The following is a 15,804-nucleotide window of genomic DNA, read 5'->3' as shown; positions in this document are numbered from 1 at the left end:
TATGCCGGAGAAGGGGAGCGGCCGCGGACCGGCCGCTCCCGAACGCTCACTTGGTGAAACGCGTGGTCTCGAGGACCGGCGGGCCCAGGTTCAACGAGGCCTTGAGCTCGTAGCCGAGGTCGAGGCTGTCCTTGTAGGCCCAGAGCTGCATCATCTCGTTCACCGGGATCGCGCAGACCTGCGCGATGATCTTCTCCTGCGCCGTCTTCCAGAGCGCCAGCTGCTTGGCCTTGTCGGTCTCCGAGCGGGCCTGGTCGATCTCGGCATCGGCGACGTTGCAATGCGAGAAGTTCGTCACCGCGGTCGGCGTCTTCACGATCGAGCGCGAATGGAAGAACTGCGTCAGGTAGACGTCCGCCACCGGGAAGCGCGCCGCCTGGAAATGCACCACCTGCGACAGGTCCTGGCGGATCTGCTGGTGGAAGGTGGCATGCTCCACCGGCTGGATCTCCAGCGTGATATTGGCCTTCTTGAGCAGCGCCTGCACCGCTTCGGTGAAGCTCAGCATCGAGGGCAGGGTGGTGTTGATCGCCTTGATCGTCACGCCGTTGGGGAAGCCCGCTTCGGTCAGCAACGCCTTCGACTTGGCGAGGTCGAAGGGCAGCAAAGCCGCCTTCTCGTCCGTGCCGAGATAGCCCGACGGCACCACCGAGACGGCCGGGCGCGAGATGTTCTTGCCGCGGAACTGCCAGATCGCGTTGCGGTCGATCGCATGCGCGATCGCCTGGCGGACCTTGAGGTTGTCGAGCGGCGGCTGGCTCATGTTGAGATGCAGCACAGACATCTCGGCGGGGCCCATCGCCACCACCTTGACGCCGGGGATCGCCTGCATGCGATCGACCCAGGCCTGCTCCTGCCGGCCGAGCATCATGTCGAGCTCGCCGGCCTGGAAGGCGAGGTCGCGCGAGGAATCCGACGGGATGAAGCGGTAGAGGATCTCCGTCAGCTTCGGCTTGCCGCGGAAATAATTCGGGTTGGCGACGAGCTTGGCATATTGCTGCGGAACATATTCCTGGAACATGAACGGGCCGGTGCCGACCGGCTTCTTGGCGAAGCCATCCTTGCCCAGTTCCTCGGCGGCCTTCTTACAGACCATGTTGCCGCCATGGTAGTTCATGACGATGCCAAGCAGGCTCGGGATCGCCTGTTTCAGCGTGATCTTGACCGTGTATTTGTCCGGCGCCTCGACCTTGTCGAAGGCGGTGTAGTCGGAGGAGAAGGCCGAGCTTTCCTTGGTGGCGGCGCGGTTCAGCGAATAGACCGCGTCCTCCGAGGTGAACTCGCCATAGCCGTGATGGCACTGCACGCCCTGGCGCAGCTTGAAAGTCCATTCCTTGCCGTCGGTCGAGGAGGTCCAGCTCTCGGCGAGATCGGGCTCGATGAATTCGGGCGAGAGCTCGCCCGGCTTGATCCGGACGAGGCCGTTGAACATCCAGTTCAACAGGGCCTTGCCCGGCGTGCCGGAATTGATGTGCGGATCGAGCACGCCGGCATCGGCGCTTTGCATGCCGACGGTCAGCACCGTCTTTTGCGCCAAGGCCGGGCTCGCCAGCAGGGCGCTGGCCAGCATGGCGGCGAGGAGGGTTCCGGTTCGTTTCATGGCATTCCCCTGCGTTTTTATTTAAGTCTCGACTTGTGCCGATGGTGCGATCGGGCAGGGCGGGATCTCTGGGGATCGCGACGCCTCGTCCGGGTTTTCGATGCCTTCTAGAGCGTATCCTCCAGCCTGCAATTGACCAGCAGTTCCGCCACCGAGGCATTGTTGGGCAGCGCGAGCACGGTGGCAACCAGCCTCGCGAGATCCTCCGGCTGGGTCATCTCCGCCGGCGCCAGCGCCTTGCTGTAGGCCGTCATGTCGCTTGGCACGAAGGAGGGGCAAAGCGCGGTGGCGCGCACGCCCTTGTCCCAGGCGATGCGGCGCGCGGCATGGTTCAGCGCGATCATCGCATGCTTGGTCATGTTGTAGGCGATATGGTCGTTGCGCACGCGTTTGCCCGACATCGAGGCGACATTGACGATGCGGCCCGTGCCGCTCGCTTCGAGATGCGGCAGCGCGCAATGGATCAGGTTGAGCGGGCCCTTGCAGTTCGCCGCCCAGATCGCGTCGAGCGCGGCCTCGTCTGGGTCGCGCAGCGTCATCGCACTGTGCATCCCGGCATTGTTGACCAGACCGTCGATCCGCCCGAAGCGCGCCGCAGTGGCCTCGACCCAGGCGCGATGGCTCGCCCAGTCGCCGGCATCGTAGCGGCCGATATGGATGCGGTCCTGCTCCCAGCCCGCGCTCAGGCTCTCGAGCGAGGCGAGATCGCGCCCGCCCAGGCTCAGGCTGTAGCCCTCAGTGTAGAGCGCCTCGGCGACGGCGCGGCCGATGCCGCGATTGGCGCCGGAGATCAGGATCACGCGTCCGTCGGGGGCGAGCATTGCGGGCGGTTCCTTCAGCCGTGCAGCGTCAGGTTGGCAGGGGTCGCCGTGCGGCCGGCGAAACGGCCAAGCCGGAACGAGGACAGATCGAAGCGCGGCTGCCGCGACAGCGCAAGATCGGCCAGGATTTCGCCGGTCACCGGCCCGATCCCGAAACCGTGTCCGGAGAAGCCGGCGGCCAGGATCAGCCCCTCGACGCCGGTATGGGCGTCGATCGCCGGCAGCGCGTCCGGCGTCAGGTCGATCAGCCCGCCCCAGATCCGAGAGACGCCGGCATCGGCGAGCGCCGGCAGCACCTGCGTCACGCGTCCGATCAGTGTCGCGACGTCGGCTGCGCGCGGCGCCAGCAGGTCCGGCGTCCAGCGCGTCGGCTCATGCGGCCAGGTGCCGATCCCGGTGGTGACGCGCAACCGTCCGTCGATCTCCTGCCGGCCGGCGGCGTCGGCATTGGCGACGCCGAAGACCTGCTCGAACAGCGGCGGCAGCGGCACGGTCTGCAGCACGCAGACGAGCCGGATCAGCAAGGGCAGTTCGAGGCCGAGCGGCTTCAGGAGTTCCGGCGCGTGGATGCCGGTCGCGAGGATGACGCGCCCGGCCGCGACGGTCTCGCCCTCAGCCGTCTCGACGCCGGTGATCCGGTCGCCGCTACGCGTCAGAGCACGCACCACGACGCCTTCGCGGATCTCCGCGCCATGGCGTTGGGCGGCCGCGGCATAGGCCAGCACCGCCGGCACCGGGTCGGCATGGCCGTCACCGGGGCAAAGCGAGGCGGCGAGGATCGATGGCGCGATGGCCGGCGCGACCGCGCGGATCGCAGCATTGTCGGGCAGATAGTCGATCTCGAGGCCGAGCTGGCGCTGCTGGGCCACCAGCTCGCGAATGGTCTCGACCTCGGCCTCGGTTCGGGCAAGGCGCAGGTTGCCGCGGCGGCGATAGCCGGTCGGCGCGCCGAGCTCCTCGTCGAGCCCGCCCCAGCGTTCGACGGCGGCCCTTGCCAGCGGCAGCTCGGCCGGGTCGCGCCCGGATTGCCGGACGCCGCCGAGCGTCCAGCCCGAGGCCATCGCCGCCAGGACGCGGGCCTCGAACAGGGTCACCGAATGGCCGGCCCGCGCGATCTCGTAGGCGGCGGCCGCGCCGCTGATCCCACCTCCGACGATGACGACATCCGGCATGGGCCAGGCCGCCTCAGGAGAGGTCGACGCTGATGCGCTTCTCGGGCTCGTCCGGCTTGCGGCGCTTATAGGCCGTGACCTCGAACTCGACCTTGAGCTCGGGCTGGCCGAGCGGCGTGCAGGTCGTGGTGTTGGCCGGGTCGATGCCCCTGAACTTGCGGCCGACGACGGCGCCGACCGCTTCCATGTCGGCGATGTCGGGCACGAAGACCTTGATCGCCACCACGTCCTTCAGCGAGGCGTCGACGGCGGCGAGCGCGCCCTCGATGTTGCGGAAGGCCTGCTCGGCCTGGCCCGCGGCGTCCGAGGCGATGGCGCGGGTCTTGTAGTTCCGGCCCGCCGTGTTGGAGACGAAGATCATGTCGCCGGCGACCACCACCCGCGAATAGCTGTTCAGGTCCTCGAATTTGCTCCCGGATTTGACTTTGATGATCTCACTCACGGGGCTCTCCTTCAGGCACGGCAGGTGGTTCGATTGGTATATACCATTCGAGCTGCCTGCCGCTGTCAAGGATCGCCGCAGCGGGTCGGGGCAAGTCGGTCTGGAATGATTGCCTCGGCAACGAATGGCGCGGAGGTCGATGCTCTTCGGTTTGGCCCATGCAGGAAAAGTCTTCCCCACCGCGATGCTGGCCGAAGCTAAAGGAACCGTGCGGAAAGCGAATTGACAGGCTGGTATATACCAATCCATGCTGAACCAAGGCCAAAAAACAAGGGGATATCCGATGACGATGATTTCGCGCCGTACCCTGCTTGCCGCCGGAGCCAGCCTGCCGCTGGTCCATGGTTCCGCCTTTTCCCAGACGCCGGCGAAGAAGGTGCTGCGCTTCGGCCTGTCGAGCTTTCCGCCGAGCCTGCAGCCCTGGGTGCATACCGGCACCGCGGCGCTGACCGTGAAGCTCCTGATCTTCCGTGGCCTGACCGGCTTCGACGAGAAGGGCGAGGTCCGGCCCGAGCTGGCCGAGTCCTGGACCCAGGACGGCCCGACCGGCTGGATCTTCAAGCTGCGCCAGGCGCATTTCCACAATGGCAAGCCGGTCACGTCCGAGGACGTGAAATGGACGCTGGAGCAGATCGCCGCGCCGAACTCCACCGGCTTCCTGAAGGCCGAGTTCGGCGGCATCGAAAAGATCGAGACGCCTGACCCGCGCACCGTGCGCATCGTCATGAAGCAGCCGACGGTGACGCTGCCGATCTGGCTCGCCAGCCCGCATGCGCCGATCATCGCCAAGGATTCGATCGAGGGTCGCGGTCTCGGCGTCGGCGCCGGACCCTTCACGATCAAGGACCAGGAGCGCGGCGTCTCGATCGAGGTCGCGGCCTTCGACAAATATTACAAGCCGGGCCTGCCCAAGCTCGCCGGCATCAAGCTCACCGCCTATGCCGACGAGAACCTGCGCGTCGCGGGCCTCCAGGCCGGCGATATCGACATGATCGAATATGTGCCCTGGCAGCACATGGCGGCGATCGAGAAGGATCCGCGCCTCAAGCTCGACGCCGCCAACGGCCCCTTCATGGGCCTGAACTTCAACGGCACCACCGGCCCGTTCAAGGATGCGCGGCTGCGCCAGGCCGTGGGTTTCGCCATCCGGCGCGAGGAGATCGTCCAGGCCGCCTTCTATGGGCGCGGCACGCCGCTCCAGGGCATCCCGATCCCCGATACCAGCCCTTATTACGACGCCGGGCGCGCCAAGTTCTGGAGCTATGATCCCGACCGCGCTAAGAAGCTGCTGGCCGAGGCCGGCATGGCGAAGGGCTTTTCCTGCACGCTGCTCTCGACAGCGCAATACGGCATGCACAAATCGACCGCCGAGGTCGTCCAGGCCCATCTCGGCGAGATCGGCATCGACGTGAAGCTCAACCTGCCGGACTGGGCCTCGCGCGTCGATCTCGGCGCCAAGGGCCGCTACGAGTTCTGCGTCCAGGGCACCACCGCCGACAACAACGATCCCGACGGTCTCGCCCCGTTGCTCGACGGCGACCTGCCGCCCAACATCTCGCGCAGCTTCGGCCTGCCGACGCCCGAGATCCACGCGCTCTTCGCCAAGGGCCGCGCCGAGTTCGACGTCGCCAAGCGCAAGGCGATCTATGCCGAGCTCGAGAAGCTCGCGCTCGAGCAGGCGCCGCTGGTCGGCCTCGCCTGGCGCTCGCAGGGCTATGGCATGGTCAAGGGCATCACCGGCTTCAAGGGCCTGCCGGGCGGCACCAACTTCTTCTCGGCCTATTCGATGGAAGAGACCGCGCTGGCATAAGCGCAGCGCCCGTCATTGCGAGGAGCGCAGCGACGAAGCAATCCAGGGGTCGGTCAGCGAGCCCTCCTGGATTGCTTCGCTGACGCTCGCAATGACGGTGCTTCATCCCGCCGCCCGCGCCGTGCGCTCCAGCCGGGCGAAGCGTTCGAGCCGGAACGGCTTCATGTCGACCATCGGCGTCCGGCCCGAGACCAGGTCGGCGATCAGCCGGCCGGCGCCGGGGCCGATGCCGAAGCCGTGGCCCGAAAAGCCGCTGGCGATGAAGAAGCCCGGCAGGCGCGGCACCTCGCCGATCACCGGCACCGCGTCGGGCGTGGCGTCGACATAGCCGCCCCAGGCCTGCGCGACCTTCATGCCGGCGAAGGCCGGGAAGGCCGCGATCAGGTTGGTCTGCGCCGATGTCAGGATCGAGTCGACGGGCGCCGGATCGAGCACGCGCGTCTGCTCGAACGGCGTGACCTCGTCGAGCGCCCAGCGCCGCGGCGTCTTGAGTTCATCGAGGAAGCGTCCGCTCAGCCGCAGCTTGAGTTCCTTGCGCTGCTTCAGCAGGGACGGCGCGAAATCGCCGAACAGCCGAAACGAATCCGGCACGATCTCGGCGCTGCTCGCGCCGCGATGGGCGACGGTGTAGCCGCCGTCCTGGCGCTTGCGGAAGGCGAAGTCGGAGCCGCCGACGGCATGGCTCGGCGGGCCGTCGAGCGGTTCGGTTCGCAGCACCGAGCCGAGCACCTTGAGCTGCGGGAAATCGATGCCGAGATTGCCGAGGAAGAGCCGCGACCAGGCGCCGCCGGCCAGCACCACCTGCGAGCAGGCGATCGTGCCGCGTTCCGTCACCACGGCGCTGACCCGGCCGGCCCTGGTCTCGATGCCGCGCACGGCGCAGCGCGTCAGCACCGTGCCGCCATGGCGGCGCAGCGCCCGCGCCATCGCCGGAACGGCCTTTTGCGGCTCGGCCCGCGCGTCGCTCGGCGTGAACAGCGCACCGGCGAAGGTGCGCTTGACGCCGGGCGCGACGTTCTCGATCTCGCGCGAACTCAGCAGCCGGGAATCGAGCTGGTACTGCTTGGCATGGTCGAGCCAGGCCTCGTGCTGGGCCAGCGCCGCCGGCGTGTCGGCGACATAGACGATGCCGGAACGGGTGAAGCCGGTATCGCCGCCGACCAGCTTGTCCATCTCGGACCAGAGCCGCATGCTCTCCAGCCCGAGCGGAATCTCGCCGGGATCGCGGCCCATGATCCGGACCCAGCCCCAGTTGCGGCCGGATTGCTCGTGGCCGACCTCGCCCTTCTCGCAGACCGTGACGGAAACCCCGTCCTTGGCAAGGAAGAGCGCGGTCATGATGCCGATGATGCCGCCGCCGATGACGACGACGTCGCTGCTCGCGGGCAGGCTGGTATCGGGATCGATCGTCTCGATGGTGATGCCCATCACACGCCCTCCCGGGTCGAAGGAAGCGGTCCGGCCTCGGGCCGGAAGCGAGACGCGAGCATAGCCATGGCTGGTCCTAGGGCGTGGGCGTTGAATTCCGGAAGACGACGTGGTGCGGGTGGTTGACCGATCTCATGTATTCGATCGGCCGGCCCTCGCCGTCACGCGCGACGAGCCTCAGCAGCAGGGTGGGGGAGCCCGGCTTGATCAGCAGCAGGCGGGCCTCTAGATCGGTCGCGGTGCCGACGCCGATCTCGCGCTCGCGGGCGCTGGCTTCGACGCCGTAGCGCTCGCGCAGCAGCCCGTAGAGCGATTGCCCGGCGACGAGGTCTTCGGCGACCAGTCCGGGAAAGCGCGTCGCCGGCAGGTAGCTGGTCTCGATGCAGAAGGGCTCGTCATTCACGCTGCGCAGCCGGCGGAACATGATCAGGTCGGAGCCGGACGCGATGTCGAGCCGGCGTGCGATGCTGTCGGTCGCGGTCTCCTCGCCGAAATGCAGCAGCTTGTTGCCGGGATTGCCGCCGGCATTGCGGATGATGCGGGTGATGCCGAGGCTGGACTGCACCTCGATCGGGCGCGTCACCTGGACCAGCGGGACGCGGGTGCCGCTGGTGCCGTTGCGCTCCAGCACGTTGCGGTCGACCAGCTTGTCGATCGCCTTGCGCACGGTCATCCGGTTGATCCCGAGCGTGTCGGCGAGCGCCCGCTCGGACGGCACGCGGTCGCCGGGGCCATAGTCCGGACCCGCGACGAGGTCGAGCAGGTAGTCCTGCACCTCGACATAGATCGGCTTGGCCCGTTTCGCGGGTTCGCGCATGGCTGGCGTCTCTCGCAACCTTCTCGTTTCCGCATATAGCGGGGAATGTCTCGGCTCCACATCCCGGATTCACAGAAGCACGCGATTCGCGCGCTGGCGAGATAGGCGATGGGCGGATTGGACTATGCTTGACAGGAATTGGTATAGGTGATTGGTATATACCAATTCTTCGCCGCCTGCAATTCATCGCTGCCGGAAACCGACGCTTCCCATGTCCATCGCTTTCGACCGCGCCCGCGTTCATGAGGGCTTCGCGCAGACCCGCGCCGCCGTTCCCGCCGCCTATGCGCTGGGTCGCCGCCTCGCTCCCGAGATCGACCGGATCTATCTCGTCGCCTGCGGCTCGGCCAATCGCGCCATGCTCGGCATCAAGTACTGGCTCGAGCATTATTCGCCGGGCATCGAGGTGCGCCGCTATTTCCCGGCCGAGCTGATGGCGATCGATCCGCCGCGGCTGGATGGCCGCACACTGGTCCTGCTGGCCTCCAAGTCGGGAACCACGCCTGAGACGGTCGCAGCCGCCGCCTTCCTGAAGGACAGGCCCTGCAAGGTCGTCGCCTTCAGCCAATATGCCGACAAGCCGCTGGCGCTCGCCGTGCCGCAGCATTTCATCGTCGGCGACACCAGCGAATCCTTCGCCGCGATGTTCATGCTGATGCAGGCGCTGGTCGGCGGCGTCATGAACGCGAAGGAGGGCTGGGCGCTCGGTGACAAGCTCGTGTCTTCGCTCGACGCGCTGCCGGCGGCGATTTGCGATGCGGCCGAGCAGAACGAGGAGCGGGCCGCGACGGACGCGCGCCTCTACGCCAAGGATCGCAATTTCTACCACGTCGCCTCGGGGCCGGGCTTCACCACGGCTTATGTCTTCGGCGTCTGCATCCTGATGGAGATGCTCTGGCTGCACAGCTATCCGATCGAGGCCGCCGAGTTCTTCCACGGCCCCTTCGAGATCATCGACCGGCAGACGCCGCTGATCCTGATCACCGGCGAGGATCCGAGCCGGCCGCTGATGGAGCGGGTGACGAGCTTCTGCGACACCCATGCCGAGCGCGTGATGAAATACGATTCCCGCGATTTCGCCATGACCGGGATCGCGCCGGAAATCCGCCCGATCGTTGCGCCCTATATCCTGCAATCGGCGCTGAAGCGGATGGCGGCGCATCTGTCGGTGCTGCACAACCAGCCGCTTTCGACCCGCCGCTACATGTGGAAGGTCGCCTACTGATCAGGCGCGCCGGGAAGCGACCAAGGAACCGCCCATGACCCACAGCCTGCTCGGGCTCGGCGACAACACGGTCGACACCTATGTCGATCGCGCGTTGCAGTTCCCTGGCGGCAATGCGGTCAATGTCGCGGTGCTGGCCCATCGCCTGGGCGCGCAGACGGGCTATCTCGGCTGCCTGGGCTCGGACGAGGCCGGCATGCTGCTCGTCGATGCGCTGCGCGCGGAGGGCGTCGACACCAGCCATTGCCGCATCTGCCCCGGCGACAATGCCCGCGCCTTCATCGGCCATGACGGTAATGACCGCCGCTTCCTGCGCTCGCAGCGTGGCGTGCGTGGGCAATGGGGCGGCTTCTCGCCGGCCGATCTCGCCTATATCGCCGGCTTCGACCTGGTGCATGCGAGCGTCTACAGCGAGCTCGACGCCGATCTCGCGACACTGCGTCCCGCGATCCGCCGCTTCTCCTACGATTTCTCCGAGCGCTGGACCGACGCCAATCTGACGGCGACGCTGCCTGTTCTCGACATCGCCTTCCTGTCCTTCCCCACCGGGTCCGACGCAGAGTGCCAGAATCTCGCTCGCCGCTGCATGGAGGCCGGGCCGGGGCTCGTGGTGGTGACGCGGGGCGAGCGCGGCTCGCTCGCCCTGGCGGGTGGGGTATTCCATCACCACGGGGTCACGCGCGCCGAGATCGTCGATACGCTGGGTGCCGGTGACGGTTTCATCGCCGCGTTCCTGCTGGCCCTACTGGCTGGGCGGGACGCGCCGGAGGCGCTTGCCGCCGGCGCCGGCAATGCCGCGGCGGTCTGTGCCTATCAGGGTGGATTCGGCCATGGCGCGCCATGGTCTGCTGCCGCGGAGATCGCGGCCTGTTGAACGGGAGGTTTTGAGCTCATGGCCTGGCGTATCGGGATCGACTCCGGCGGTACCTTCACCGATGTCTGCCTCTTCGACGATGCGAGCGGGCAGGTCGCGGTCTGGAAGGTGCCCTCGACGCCGGACGACCCGTCCCGCGCCATCGCCCGCGGCACGCAGGAGGGCACCGAGCGCGTCGGCGCGAAGCCGAGCGAGGTGGTCTATTTCGGCCATGGCACCACGGTTGGCACCAATGCGTTGATCCAGCATCGCGGCGTCAAGACCGGGCTCATCACCACCGACGGTTTTCGCGACCTGATCGAGATCGGCCGCCAGAAGCGCCCGGACCTCTACGATCTCCAGGCCGACAAGTCGCCGCCGCTGGTCACGCGCGACCTGCGTTTCGGCGTATCCGAGCGCCTGCGCCATGACGGTTCGGTCGAGACGCCGCTCGACGAGGAGGGGGTGCGCCAGGCGGCGCGCGAGCTGAAGGCGGCGGGCGTCAAATCCGTCGCCATCGGCTTCCTCTACGGTTTCGTCCGGCCCGAGCATGAGGAGACGGCACGGCGCATCGTCGCCGAGGAATTCCCCGAGGCCTTCATTTGCGCCTCGCATGAGGTCGCACCCGAGTTCCGCGAATACGAGCGCATCTCGACCGCGGTGGTGAACGCCTATCTCGGCCCGGTGATGCAGGGCTATATCCGTCGCCTCGCCGAGCGCCTGAAGGAACTCGGCGTCACCACGACGCCGCATCTGACCCAGTCCAATGGCGGCGTCATCGGCTTCGACATGGCGGCGCGCCTGCCGGTGCGCACCGTGCTGTCGGGTCCCTCGACGGGCGTCGTCGCGGCGCAGGCGATCGGCGCCATGACCGGCATCGAGAACCTGATCACCTTCGACATGGGCGGCACCTCCTCGGATGTGGCGCTTCTCCGCGGCGGCGAGGCCAAGCTCGCCAGCGAGGCCAATGTCCACGGCTACCCGATCAAGGCGCCGATGCTCGACATCCACACGGTCGGCGCCGGCGGCGGCTCGATCGCGGCGATCGATTCCGGCGGCCTGCTCAAGGTCGGCCCGCGCAGCGCCGGCGCCGATCCCGGCCCCGTATGCTACGGCCGCGGCGCGACCGAGCCGGCCGTCACAGACGCCAATGTCGTGCTGCAGACGCTGAACCCGACGCATCTGCTCGGCGGCCGCATGCCGATCGACCAGGCGCTCTCGAAACAGGCGATCGGCCGCATCGCCGGGGAGCTCGGCCTCGACCTGATGGCGACCGCCCAGGGCATCATCTCCGTCGTCACCGCCAATATGGCGAAGGCGATCCGTGTCATCTCGGTCCAGCGCGGGCATGATCCGCGCGACTATGCGCTCGTCGCCTTCGGCGGAGCCGGCCCGCTCCATGCCGCGCGGCTGGCCAAGGAGCTGGAGATGAAGCGCATCGTGGTGCCGCGCAATCCCGGCATCGGCTGCGCGCTCGGCCTGCTGCTGACCGATCTGCGCGCCAATTTCGCGACGACCCGGCTGGCGGTGCTGGCCGACGGGATCGTTCCGAGCATGGCCGAGATCTTCGCCGGCCTCGAAGCCCAGGCCGAGCACTGGTTCGCCGAGGAGAAGGTCGCGCCCGGCGACCGGCAGCTCCGGCGCACCGCCGATCTGCGCTATCACGGCCAGAATTACGAGCTCGCCATCGACGTGCCGGACGGGCCGATCACACCCGCCACGATCAAGGCCCTCGCGGACGGCTTCGCGCAGGCGCATAAGCGGCTCTACGGCTTCGTGGCCGAGGGCGAGGCGGTGCAGCTCGTCACCTATCGCGTCGAGGCCATCGGCTTCGTGCCCAAAGCCGAGTTCCGGCCTGAGCCCGATGCAGGGCCCGATGCTTCCGGCGCGATCGTCGGCCGGCGCGAGGTCTGGTTCCCGGAGGCGGGCGGCTTCGTCGATTGCCCGATCTATGATCGCGAGGTGCTCAAGTCCGGCAATCTCGTCGAGGGGCCGGCGATCATCGAGCAGATGGATGCGACGACCGTGCTGTTGCCTGGCATGACCGCTTGCGTCGAGCCCTATCTCAACCTGATCCTGGAGACGCCGTGATGAACGCCCCCACACCCGTCACCGTCGATCCGATCACCGTCGAGGTCATCGGCTCCGCCTTCTCCTCGATCACCGAGGAAATGGGCGAGGCTTTGGTCAAGGCGAGCTATTCGACCAACATCAAGGAGCGGCGCGACTGCTCGACCGCGCTCTTCGACATCGAGGGCAACACGCTCTGCCAGGCCGAGCATATCCCGATGCATCTCGGCTCCTTCATCGGCATCATCCCGCATATCCTGAAGCGCCATCCCGTCTCGGAGATGAAGCCGGGCGACGTCTTCATCGGCAACGACGCCTATGAGGGCGGCGGCACCCATTTGCCCGACATCGTCCTGGCCGAGCCGGTCTTCCATGACGGCGAGATGGTCGCCTGGGCCGTCAACACCGCCCATCATTCCGATTTCGCCGATCGCGGCCACGCCCATATCTACCAGGAGGGCCTGCGCATCCCGCCGATCCGGCTCTATGATGGCGGCCGGTTGATGAAGGACGTGCAGGAGCTGATCCTGCTCAATTGCCAGGTGCCGCGCGAGCGCCTCTCGGACCTGCGCGCCCAGATGGCGGCGAACCGGCTCGGCGTCGAGCGCGTCAGGGCGCTTTGCGACAAATACGGCCGCAGCACCGTGCTCGCCGCCGGCCGGGCGCTGCAGGACTATGCCGAGCGCAAGATGCGCGCCGGCATCGCCTCGATTCCCGACGGCGTCTACCGCTTCTCGGATCGCTTCGACAACACCGAGCTCGACCAGGACATGGAGTTCTCGATCGAGATCACGGTAGCGGGCGAGGAGATGACGCTCGCCTTCGAGAGCCCGCCGCAGGCGCGGGCCGGCTTCAACATGGTCTATACCGCGCTGCTCTCGACCGTCTATTACGCGGTCAAGACGGTGGCCGACCCGACCATTCCGCCCAATGCCGGCCTCGCCCGGCCGCTGACGATCACGGCGAAGGAAGGCACGGTGCTGAACTGCCTGCATCCGGCGGCGGTCAACGGGCGCATCGCGCCCTGCCAGCGCGTCGTCGACCTGATCCACGGCGCATTGGCCCAGGCGGTGCCCGAGCGCGTCATCGCCGCTTGCTCGGGCGCGGTGGCCGCGGCGACCTTCATGGGCGCGATGCCCGGCAGCGGCGATCTCTGGGTCTATCTCGAGACGATCGGCGGCGGCTCCGGCGCGCGCATCAACAAGGACGGGCTGGACGGCGTGCATGTCCACATGACCAACACCTCGAACCTGCCGGTCGAGGCGCTGGAGGTCGAATACCCGCTGACCCTGCTGCGCTACGAGCTGGTCGACGGCTCGGGCGGGCGCGGCCGCCAGCGCGGCGGCATGGGCCTGCGCCGGGTCTACCGGGCCGAGGCACCCTGCCGGCTCAACATCGACAATTCGCGGCTGAAGTCGCAGCCCTGGGGCCTCGCCGGCGGCGAGCCGGGGCAGGGCGGCTCGTTCTCCTTCAGCGCGGGCGTCGCGCCCTTCCACATGGGCGACGGCTCGCTCGAGCCCGGCCAGATCGTCGAGATCGTCACGCCCGGCGCCGGCGGCTATGGCCCGCCGGCAGAGCGCGACCCTGAGGCGCAGGCGCGCGATCTTGCCGAAGGGCGTCTAGCGCGCGCCTGACACCCCGCCGCATCGGTGCCGCGGCTTTCGGGTTGCGGGTCGGAAGGCGCCAGGTGCGATTCTCAAAAAAATTCGCCGCCGCTCCTGGGGAGACGGCGGCGAAGTCGGGGAGGAACCGTGGGTAGCCTCTCAGGCCAATGCGGCCATCCGATGGCTCAGCAATTTCGCCGTGAAGAATGCGTAATCCCGTCCAAATCGCGGGCCAGTCTCGGGCTCCAGGCGGGGAGAGAGACCATGATCCAACGCAGAACCTTTGCCATCGCGACGCTCGTCATGGCGCCGCTCGCCATCTTCTCCGGCGCCGCCTTCGCCCAGTCGACCGAGATCGAACCCAATGACGGGCGCTTGCGCCCGCCGGAGATCGTGCCCGAGGAACCGACGCAGCTGGAACGGCCGATGCAGCCGGAGCGCCGGCTGGAAGCTGAAGACATCGGCGAGGACGAGGCGGTGCGCATCGCCCGCGACGAGGGCATGGTCCGGATCGAGCGCATCCGAGAAGGCCGTCGCGGCTGGGTCATCGTCGGCATCGACCATAACGGCGACGACATGCGCATCATCCTGAACCATCAGGGTGAGATCATCGACATCCAGCGCGAGTAGCGCGGCTTCGGCTCACCGTCATTGCGAGGAGCGAAGCGACGACGCAATCCAGAGGGTTGCGCGAGGCCTCCTGGATCGCTTCGCTTCGCTCGCGATGACGGTCGGGATCAGAAAGGCCGGTTAGTCTTGGCTCGGAAACGCGCCGTCATCCAGGCTTGCCCCCGGATGACGGCGTGATTCCTTGTAAAATTGGTGTGCTCTATGCCGCGTTCGATTGCGGCGTGGCGTCGAGATAGCTGCGCTGGAAGGTCTCCATCACCGTTCCCACCATGTCGCGCGCGACATGGAGCTGGTCCTCCTGGAAGGCGAGCGCGCGCGGCGAGTTCAGCACGATCTCGTAGCTCGGGAAGTAGTCGACGAAGTCGAAGCGCCGGAAGAGCTCTTCCGTGACCGTGCGCAGCAGCGATTTCGAGGCGCTGTTGGCGACGATGACGTCGGTGTCCTTGAAGGTCGCGCCGAGCGGCACCGGCGAGACGGTGACGACGAAGCGCATCTCCGGATGGCAATGCTCGCGGATCAGCGCGATCGAGGAAAGCATATCCTCGAGCGTCGCCTCGTAGCCGTAATCGATGAAGCGGAAGCGCTCCGGCATCCGCGCCAGCCAGGCCGGGCCGGGATGCATATTCATCGCGATGCCGGTCTCGGCGTCGAGCCAGGTCTCGGTCAGGCCGAGCGTGAAGAAGCAGATGCGCGCTTCCTTGATCCGGGCGGTGGCCGCGGTCAGCTTCGCGCGGTTGGCGAGCGCCGTCTCCTTGTCGAGCAGCCTGAGCCCGCTGGCATGCGGATCGAACCACTGGCCGGGCGCGAGCTCGATCAGCCCTTCGTCCGGATAGGTTTCGTTGAGCAGCACGCGCTTCAGCTCATGCGTCATCGAGCGCACCGAATATTTGTTCAGCGCGCCGCGGCTGAGCGTGCCGCGCGCCGCGCCACCGCCGCGACCGGTCGCCTCGTCCCAGGTCTCGAAATGCTCGGCCGGCACGCCATGGCCCTTCAGCAGCAAAGGCAGGCCGCGCATCATCAGCACGTTCTCGACCTCGCGCGCGAAGCAGGAGCCCATGGTGAAGATCGGCCAGGACGGGTCGATCTGGAATTTCGGCTTGTGCTCGACCTCGAGGAAAGAGCCCGTGGTCAGGCGTGTCTTGGCCATGCGGTCGGGCTTGCCCGACATCCAGCCGCGGGCCGAATTGCCCCGCATGACGGAAAGCGCGGTTCCCGCGTCGTATTCGATCTTCATCGTCGACTCCTGCCGCTAATGGGGGCCGTCGGCATGCCGCCGCGACCCTCCTCGAAACAATCTCTGGGAGTTCCCGGGATGCCTGCGCTCCCCGGAAA

Annotated in this window: 13 protein-coding genes; 6 read left to right on the top strand and 7 right to left on the bottom strand. The window is 67.4% G+C overall.

Features of this window, described 5'->3' with window-relative positions; genetic code table 11:
* Positions 1-46 precede the first annotated feature (46 nt).
* The 4 genes from ACTIF2_RS01245 to ACTIF2_RS01230 all read right to left on the bottom strand — a co-directional run bounded on the left by ACTIF2_RS01245 (position 47) and on the right by ACTIF2_RS01230 (position 4,035).
* Complete coding sequence (locus ACTIF2_RS01245) at positions 47-1,600, bottom strand: ABC transporter substrate-binding protein (protein WP_439495194.1); 1,554 nt, start codon at positions 1,598-1,600, stop codon at positions 47-49.
* A 107-nt stretch (positions 1,601-1,707) separates the two neighbouring features.
* Positions 1,708-2,421: an SDR family NAD(P)-dependent oxidoreductase gene (locus tag ACTIF2_RS01240; protein ID WP_439495193.1), complete on the bottom strand. Its 714-nt coding sequence runs from the start codon at positions 2,419-2,421 to the stop codon at positions 1,708-1,710.
* 14 nt (positions 2,422-2,435) lie between these two features.
* A complete protein-coding gene (locus ACTIF2_RS01235; protein ID WP_439495192.1) occupies positions 2,436-3,593 on the bottom strand; it encodes an NAD(P)/FAD-dependent oxidoreductase in 1,158 nt (385 codons plus the stop codon).
* Between the two features lie 13 nt (positions 3,594-3,606).
* Positions 3,607-4,035, bottom strand: coding sequence for a RidA family protein (locus ACTIF2_RS01230; protein WP_439495191.1), 429 nt, complete (start codon positions 4,033-4,035; stop codon positions 3,607-3,609).
* A 283-nt stretch (positions 4,036-4,318) separates the two neighbouring features.
* On the opposite strand from ACTIF2_RS01230, the gene ACTIF2_RS01225 reads away from it, so the two are divergent.
* Positions 4,319-5,845: an ABC transporter substrate-binding protein gene (locus ACTIF2_RS01225; protein ID WP_439495190.1), complete on the top strand. Its 1,527-nt coding sequence runs from the start codon at positions 4,319-4,321 to the stop codon at positions 5,843-5,845.
* 102 nt (positions 5,846-5,947) lie between these two features.
* Here the strand turns inward: ACTIF2_RS01225 and ACTIF2_RS01220 are convergent, their stop codons facing one another.
* Complete coding sequence (locus ACTIF2_RS01220) at positions 5,948-7,276, bottom strand: NAD(P)/FAD-dependent oxidoreductase (RefSeq protein WP_439495189.1); 1,329 nt, start codon at positions 7,274-7,276, stop codon at positions 5,948-5,950.
* A 73-nt stretch (positions 7,277-7,349) separates the two neighbouring features.
* On the bottom strand, positions 7,350-8,090 hold the full coding sequence (locus ACTIF2_RS01215) for a GntR family transcriptional regulator (RefSeq protein WP_439495188.1): 741 nt from the start codon (positions 8,088-8,090) through the stop codon (positions 7,350-7,352).
* A 211-nt stretch (positions 8,091-8,301) separates the two neighbouring features.
* Here ACTIF2_RS01215 and ACTIF2_RS01210 point away from each other — a divergent pair, with 211 nt between their 5' ends.
* The 5 genes from ACTIF2_RS01210 to ACTIF2_RS01190 all read left to right on the top strand — a co-directional run bounded on the left by ACTIF2_RS01210 (position 8,302) and on the right by ACTIF2_RS01190 (position 14,472).
* Positions 8,302-9,315 (top strand): SIS domain-containing protein, encoded by a 1,014-nt coding sequence (locus ACTIF2_RS01210; protein WP_439495187.1) that lies wholly within the window; start codon positions 8,302-8,304, stop codon positions 9,313-9,315.
* Positions 9,316-9,349: 34 nt separating this feature from the next.
* The gene (locus tag ACTIF2_RS01205) at positions 9,350-10,189 is read left to right on the top strand and encodes a PfkB family carbohydrate kinase (protein ID WP_439495186.1); all 840 of its coding nucleotides are present in this window, start codon (positions 9,350-9,352) and stop codon (positions 10,187-10,189) included.
* Positions 10,190-10,207: 18 nt separating this feature from the next.
* On the top strand, positions 10,208-12,259 hold the full coding sequence (locus ACTIF2_RS01200) for a hydantoinase/oxoprolinase family protein (RefSeq protein WP_439495185.1): 2,052 nt from the start codon (positions 10,208-10,210) through the stop codon (positions 12,257-12,259).
* Positions 12,259-13,872 carry a hydantoinase B/oxoprolinase family protein gene (locus tag ACTIF2_RS01195; RefSeq protein WP_439495184.1) on the top strand — a complete coding sequence of 538 codons (1,614 nt, stop codon included), beginning with the start codon at positions 12,259-12,261 and terminating at the stop codon, positions 13,870-13,872. The genes ACTIF2_RS01200 and ACTIF2_RS01195 overlap by 1 nt, the downstream gene beginning before the upstream one ends.
* Positions 13,873-14,106: 234 nt before the next feature.
* Positions 14,107-14,472: a hypothetical protein gene (locus ACTIF2_RS01190; RefSeq protein ID WP_439495183.1), complete on the top strand. Its 366-nt coding sequence runs from the start codon at positions 14,107-14,109 to the stop codon at positions 14,470-14,472.
* Positions 14,473-14,671: 199 nt separating this feature from the next.
* Here ACTIF2_RS01190 and ACTIF2_RS01185 read toward each other — a convergent pair whose 3' ends face one another.
* Complete coding sequence (locus ACTIF2_RS01185; protein WP_439495182.1) at positions 14,672-15,706, bottom strand: GSCFA domain-containing protein; 1,035 nt, start codon at positions 15,704-15,706, stop codon at positions 14,672-14,674.
* Positions 15,707-15,804: the final 98 nt, after the last annotated feature.

The organism is Allobosea sp., assembly GCF_051860145.1.
Classification (GTDB): Bacteria; Pseudomonadota; Alphaproteobacteria; order Rhizobiales; family Beijerinckiaceae; genus Allobosea.
Note: the sequence above shows the minus strand (reverse complement) of the source record. Positions and strands in the feature narration are given on the sequence as shown.

Excerpts from the sequence above, each read along its gene's own strand:
- ACTIF2_RS01245 (WP_439495194.1), bottom strand. The coding sequence starts at position 1,600 with ATGAAACGAACCGGAACCCTCCTCGCCGCCATGCTGGCCAGCGCCCTG.
- ACTIF2_RS01240 (WP_439495193.1), bottom strand. The coding sequence starts at position 2,421 with ATGCTCGCCCCCGACGGACGCGTGATCCTGATCTCCGGCGCCAATCGC.
- ACTIF2_RS01235 (WP_439495192.1), bottom strand. The coding sequence starts at position 3,593 with ATGCCGGATGTCGTCATCGTCGGAGGTGGGATCAGCGGCGCGGCCGCC.
- ACTIF2_RS01225 (WP_439495190.1), top strand. The coding sequence starts at position 4,319 with ATGACGATGATTTCGCGCCGTACCCTGCTTGCCGCCGGAGCCAGCCTG.
- ACTIF2_RS01215 (WP_439495188.1), bottom strand. The coding sequence starts at position 8,090 with ATGCGCGAACCCGCGAAACGGGCCAAGCCGATCTATGTCGAGGTGCAG.
- ACTIF2_RS01210 (WP_439495187.1), top strand. The coding sequence starts at position 8,302 with ATGTCCATCGCTTTCGACCGCGCCCGCGTTCATGAGGGCTTCGCGCAG.
- ACTIF2_RS01205 (WP_439495186.1), top strand. The coding sequence starts at position 9,350 with ATGACCCACAGCCTGCTCGGGCTCGGCGACAACACGGTCGACACCTAT.
- ACTIF2_RS01200 (WP_439495185.1), top strand. The coding sequence starts at position 10,208 with ATGGCCTGGCGTATCGGGATCGACTCCGGCGGTACCTTCACCGATGTC.
- ACTIF2_RS01195 (WP_439495184.1), top strand. The coding sequence starts at position 12,259 with ATGAACGCCCCCACACCCGTCACCGTCGATCCGATCACCGTCGAGGTC.
- ACTIF2_RS01190 (WP_439495183.1), top strand. The coding sequence starts at position 14,107 with ATGATCCAACGCAGAACCTTTGCCATCGCGACGCTCGTCATGGCGCCG.
- ACTIF2_RS01185 (WP_439495182.1), bottom strand. The coding sequence starts at position 15,706 with ATGAAGATCGAATACGACGCGGGAACCGCGCTTTCCGTCATGCGGGGC.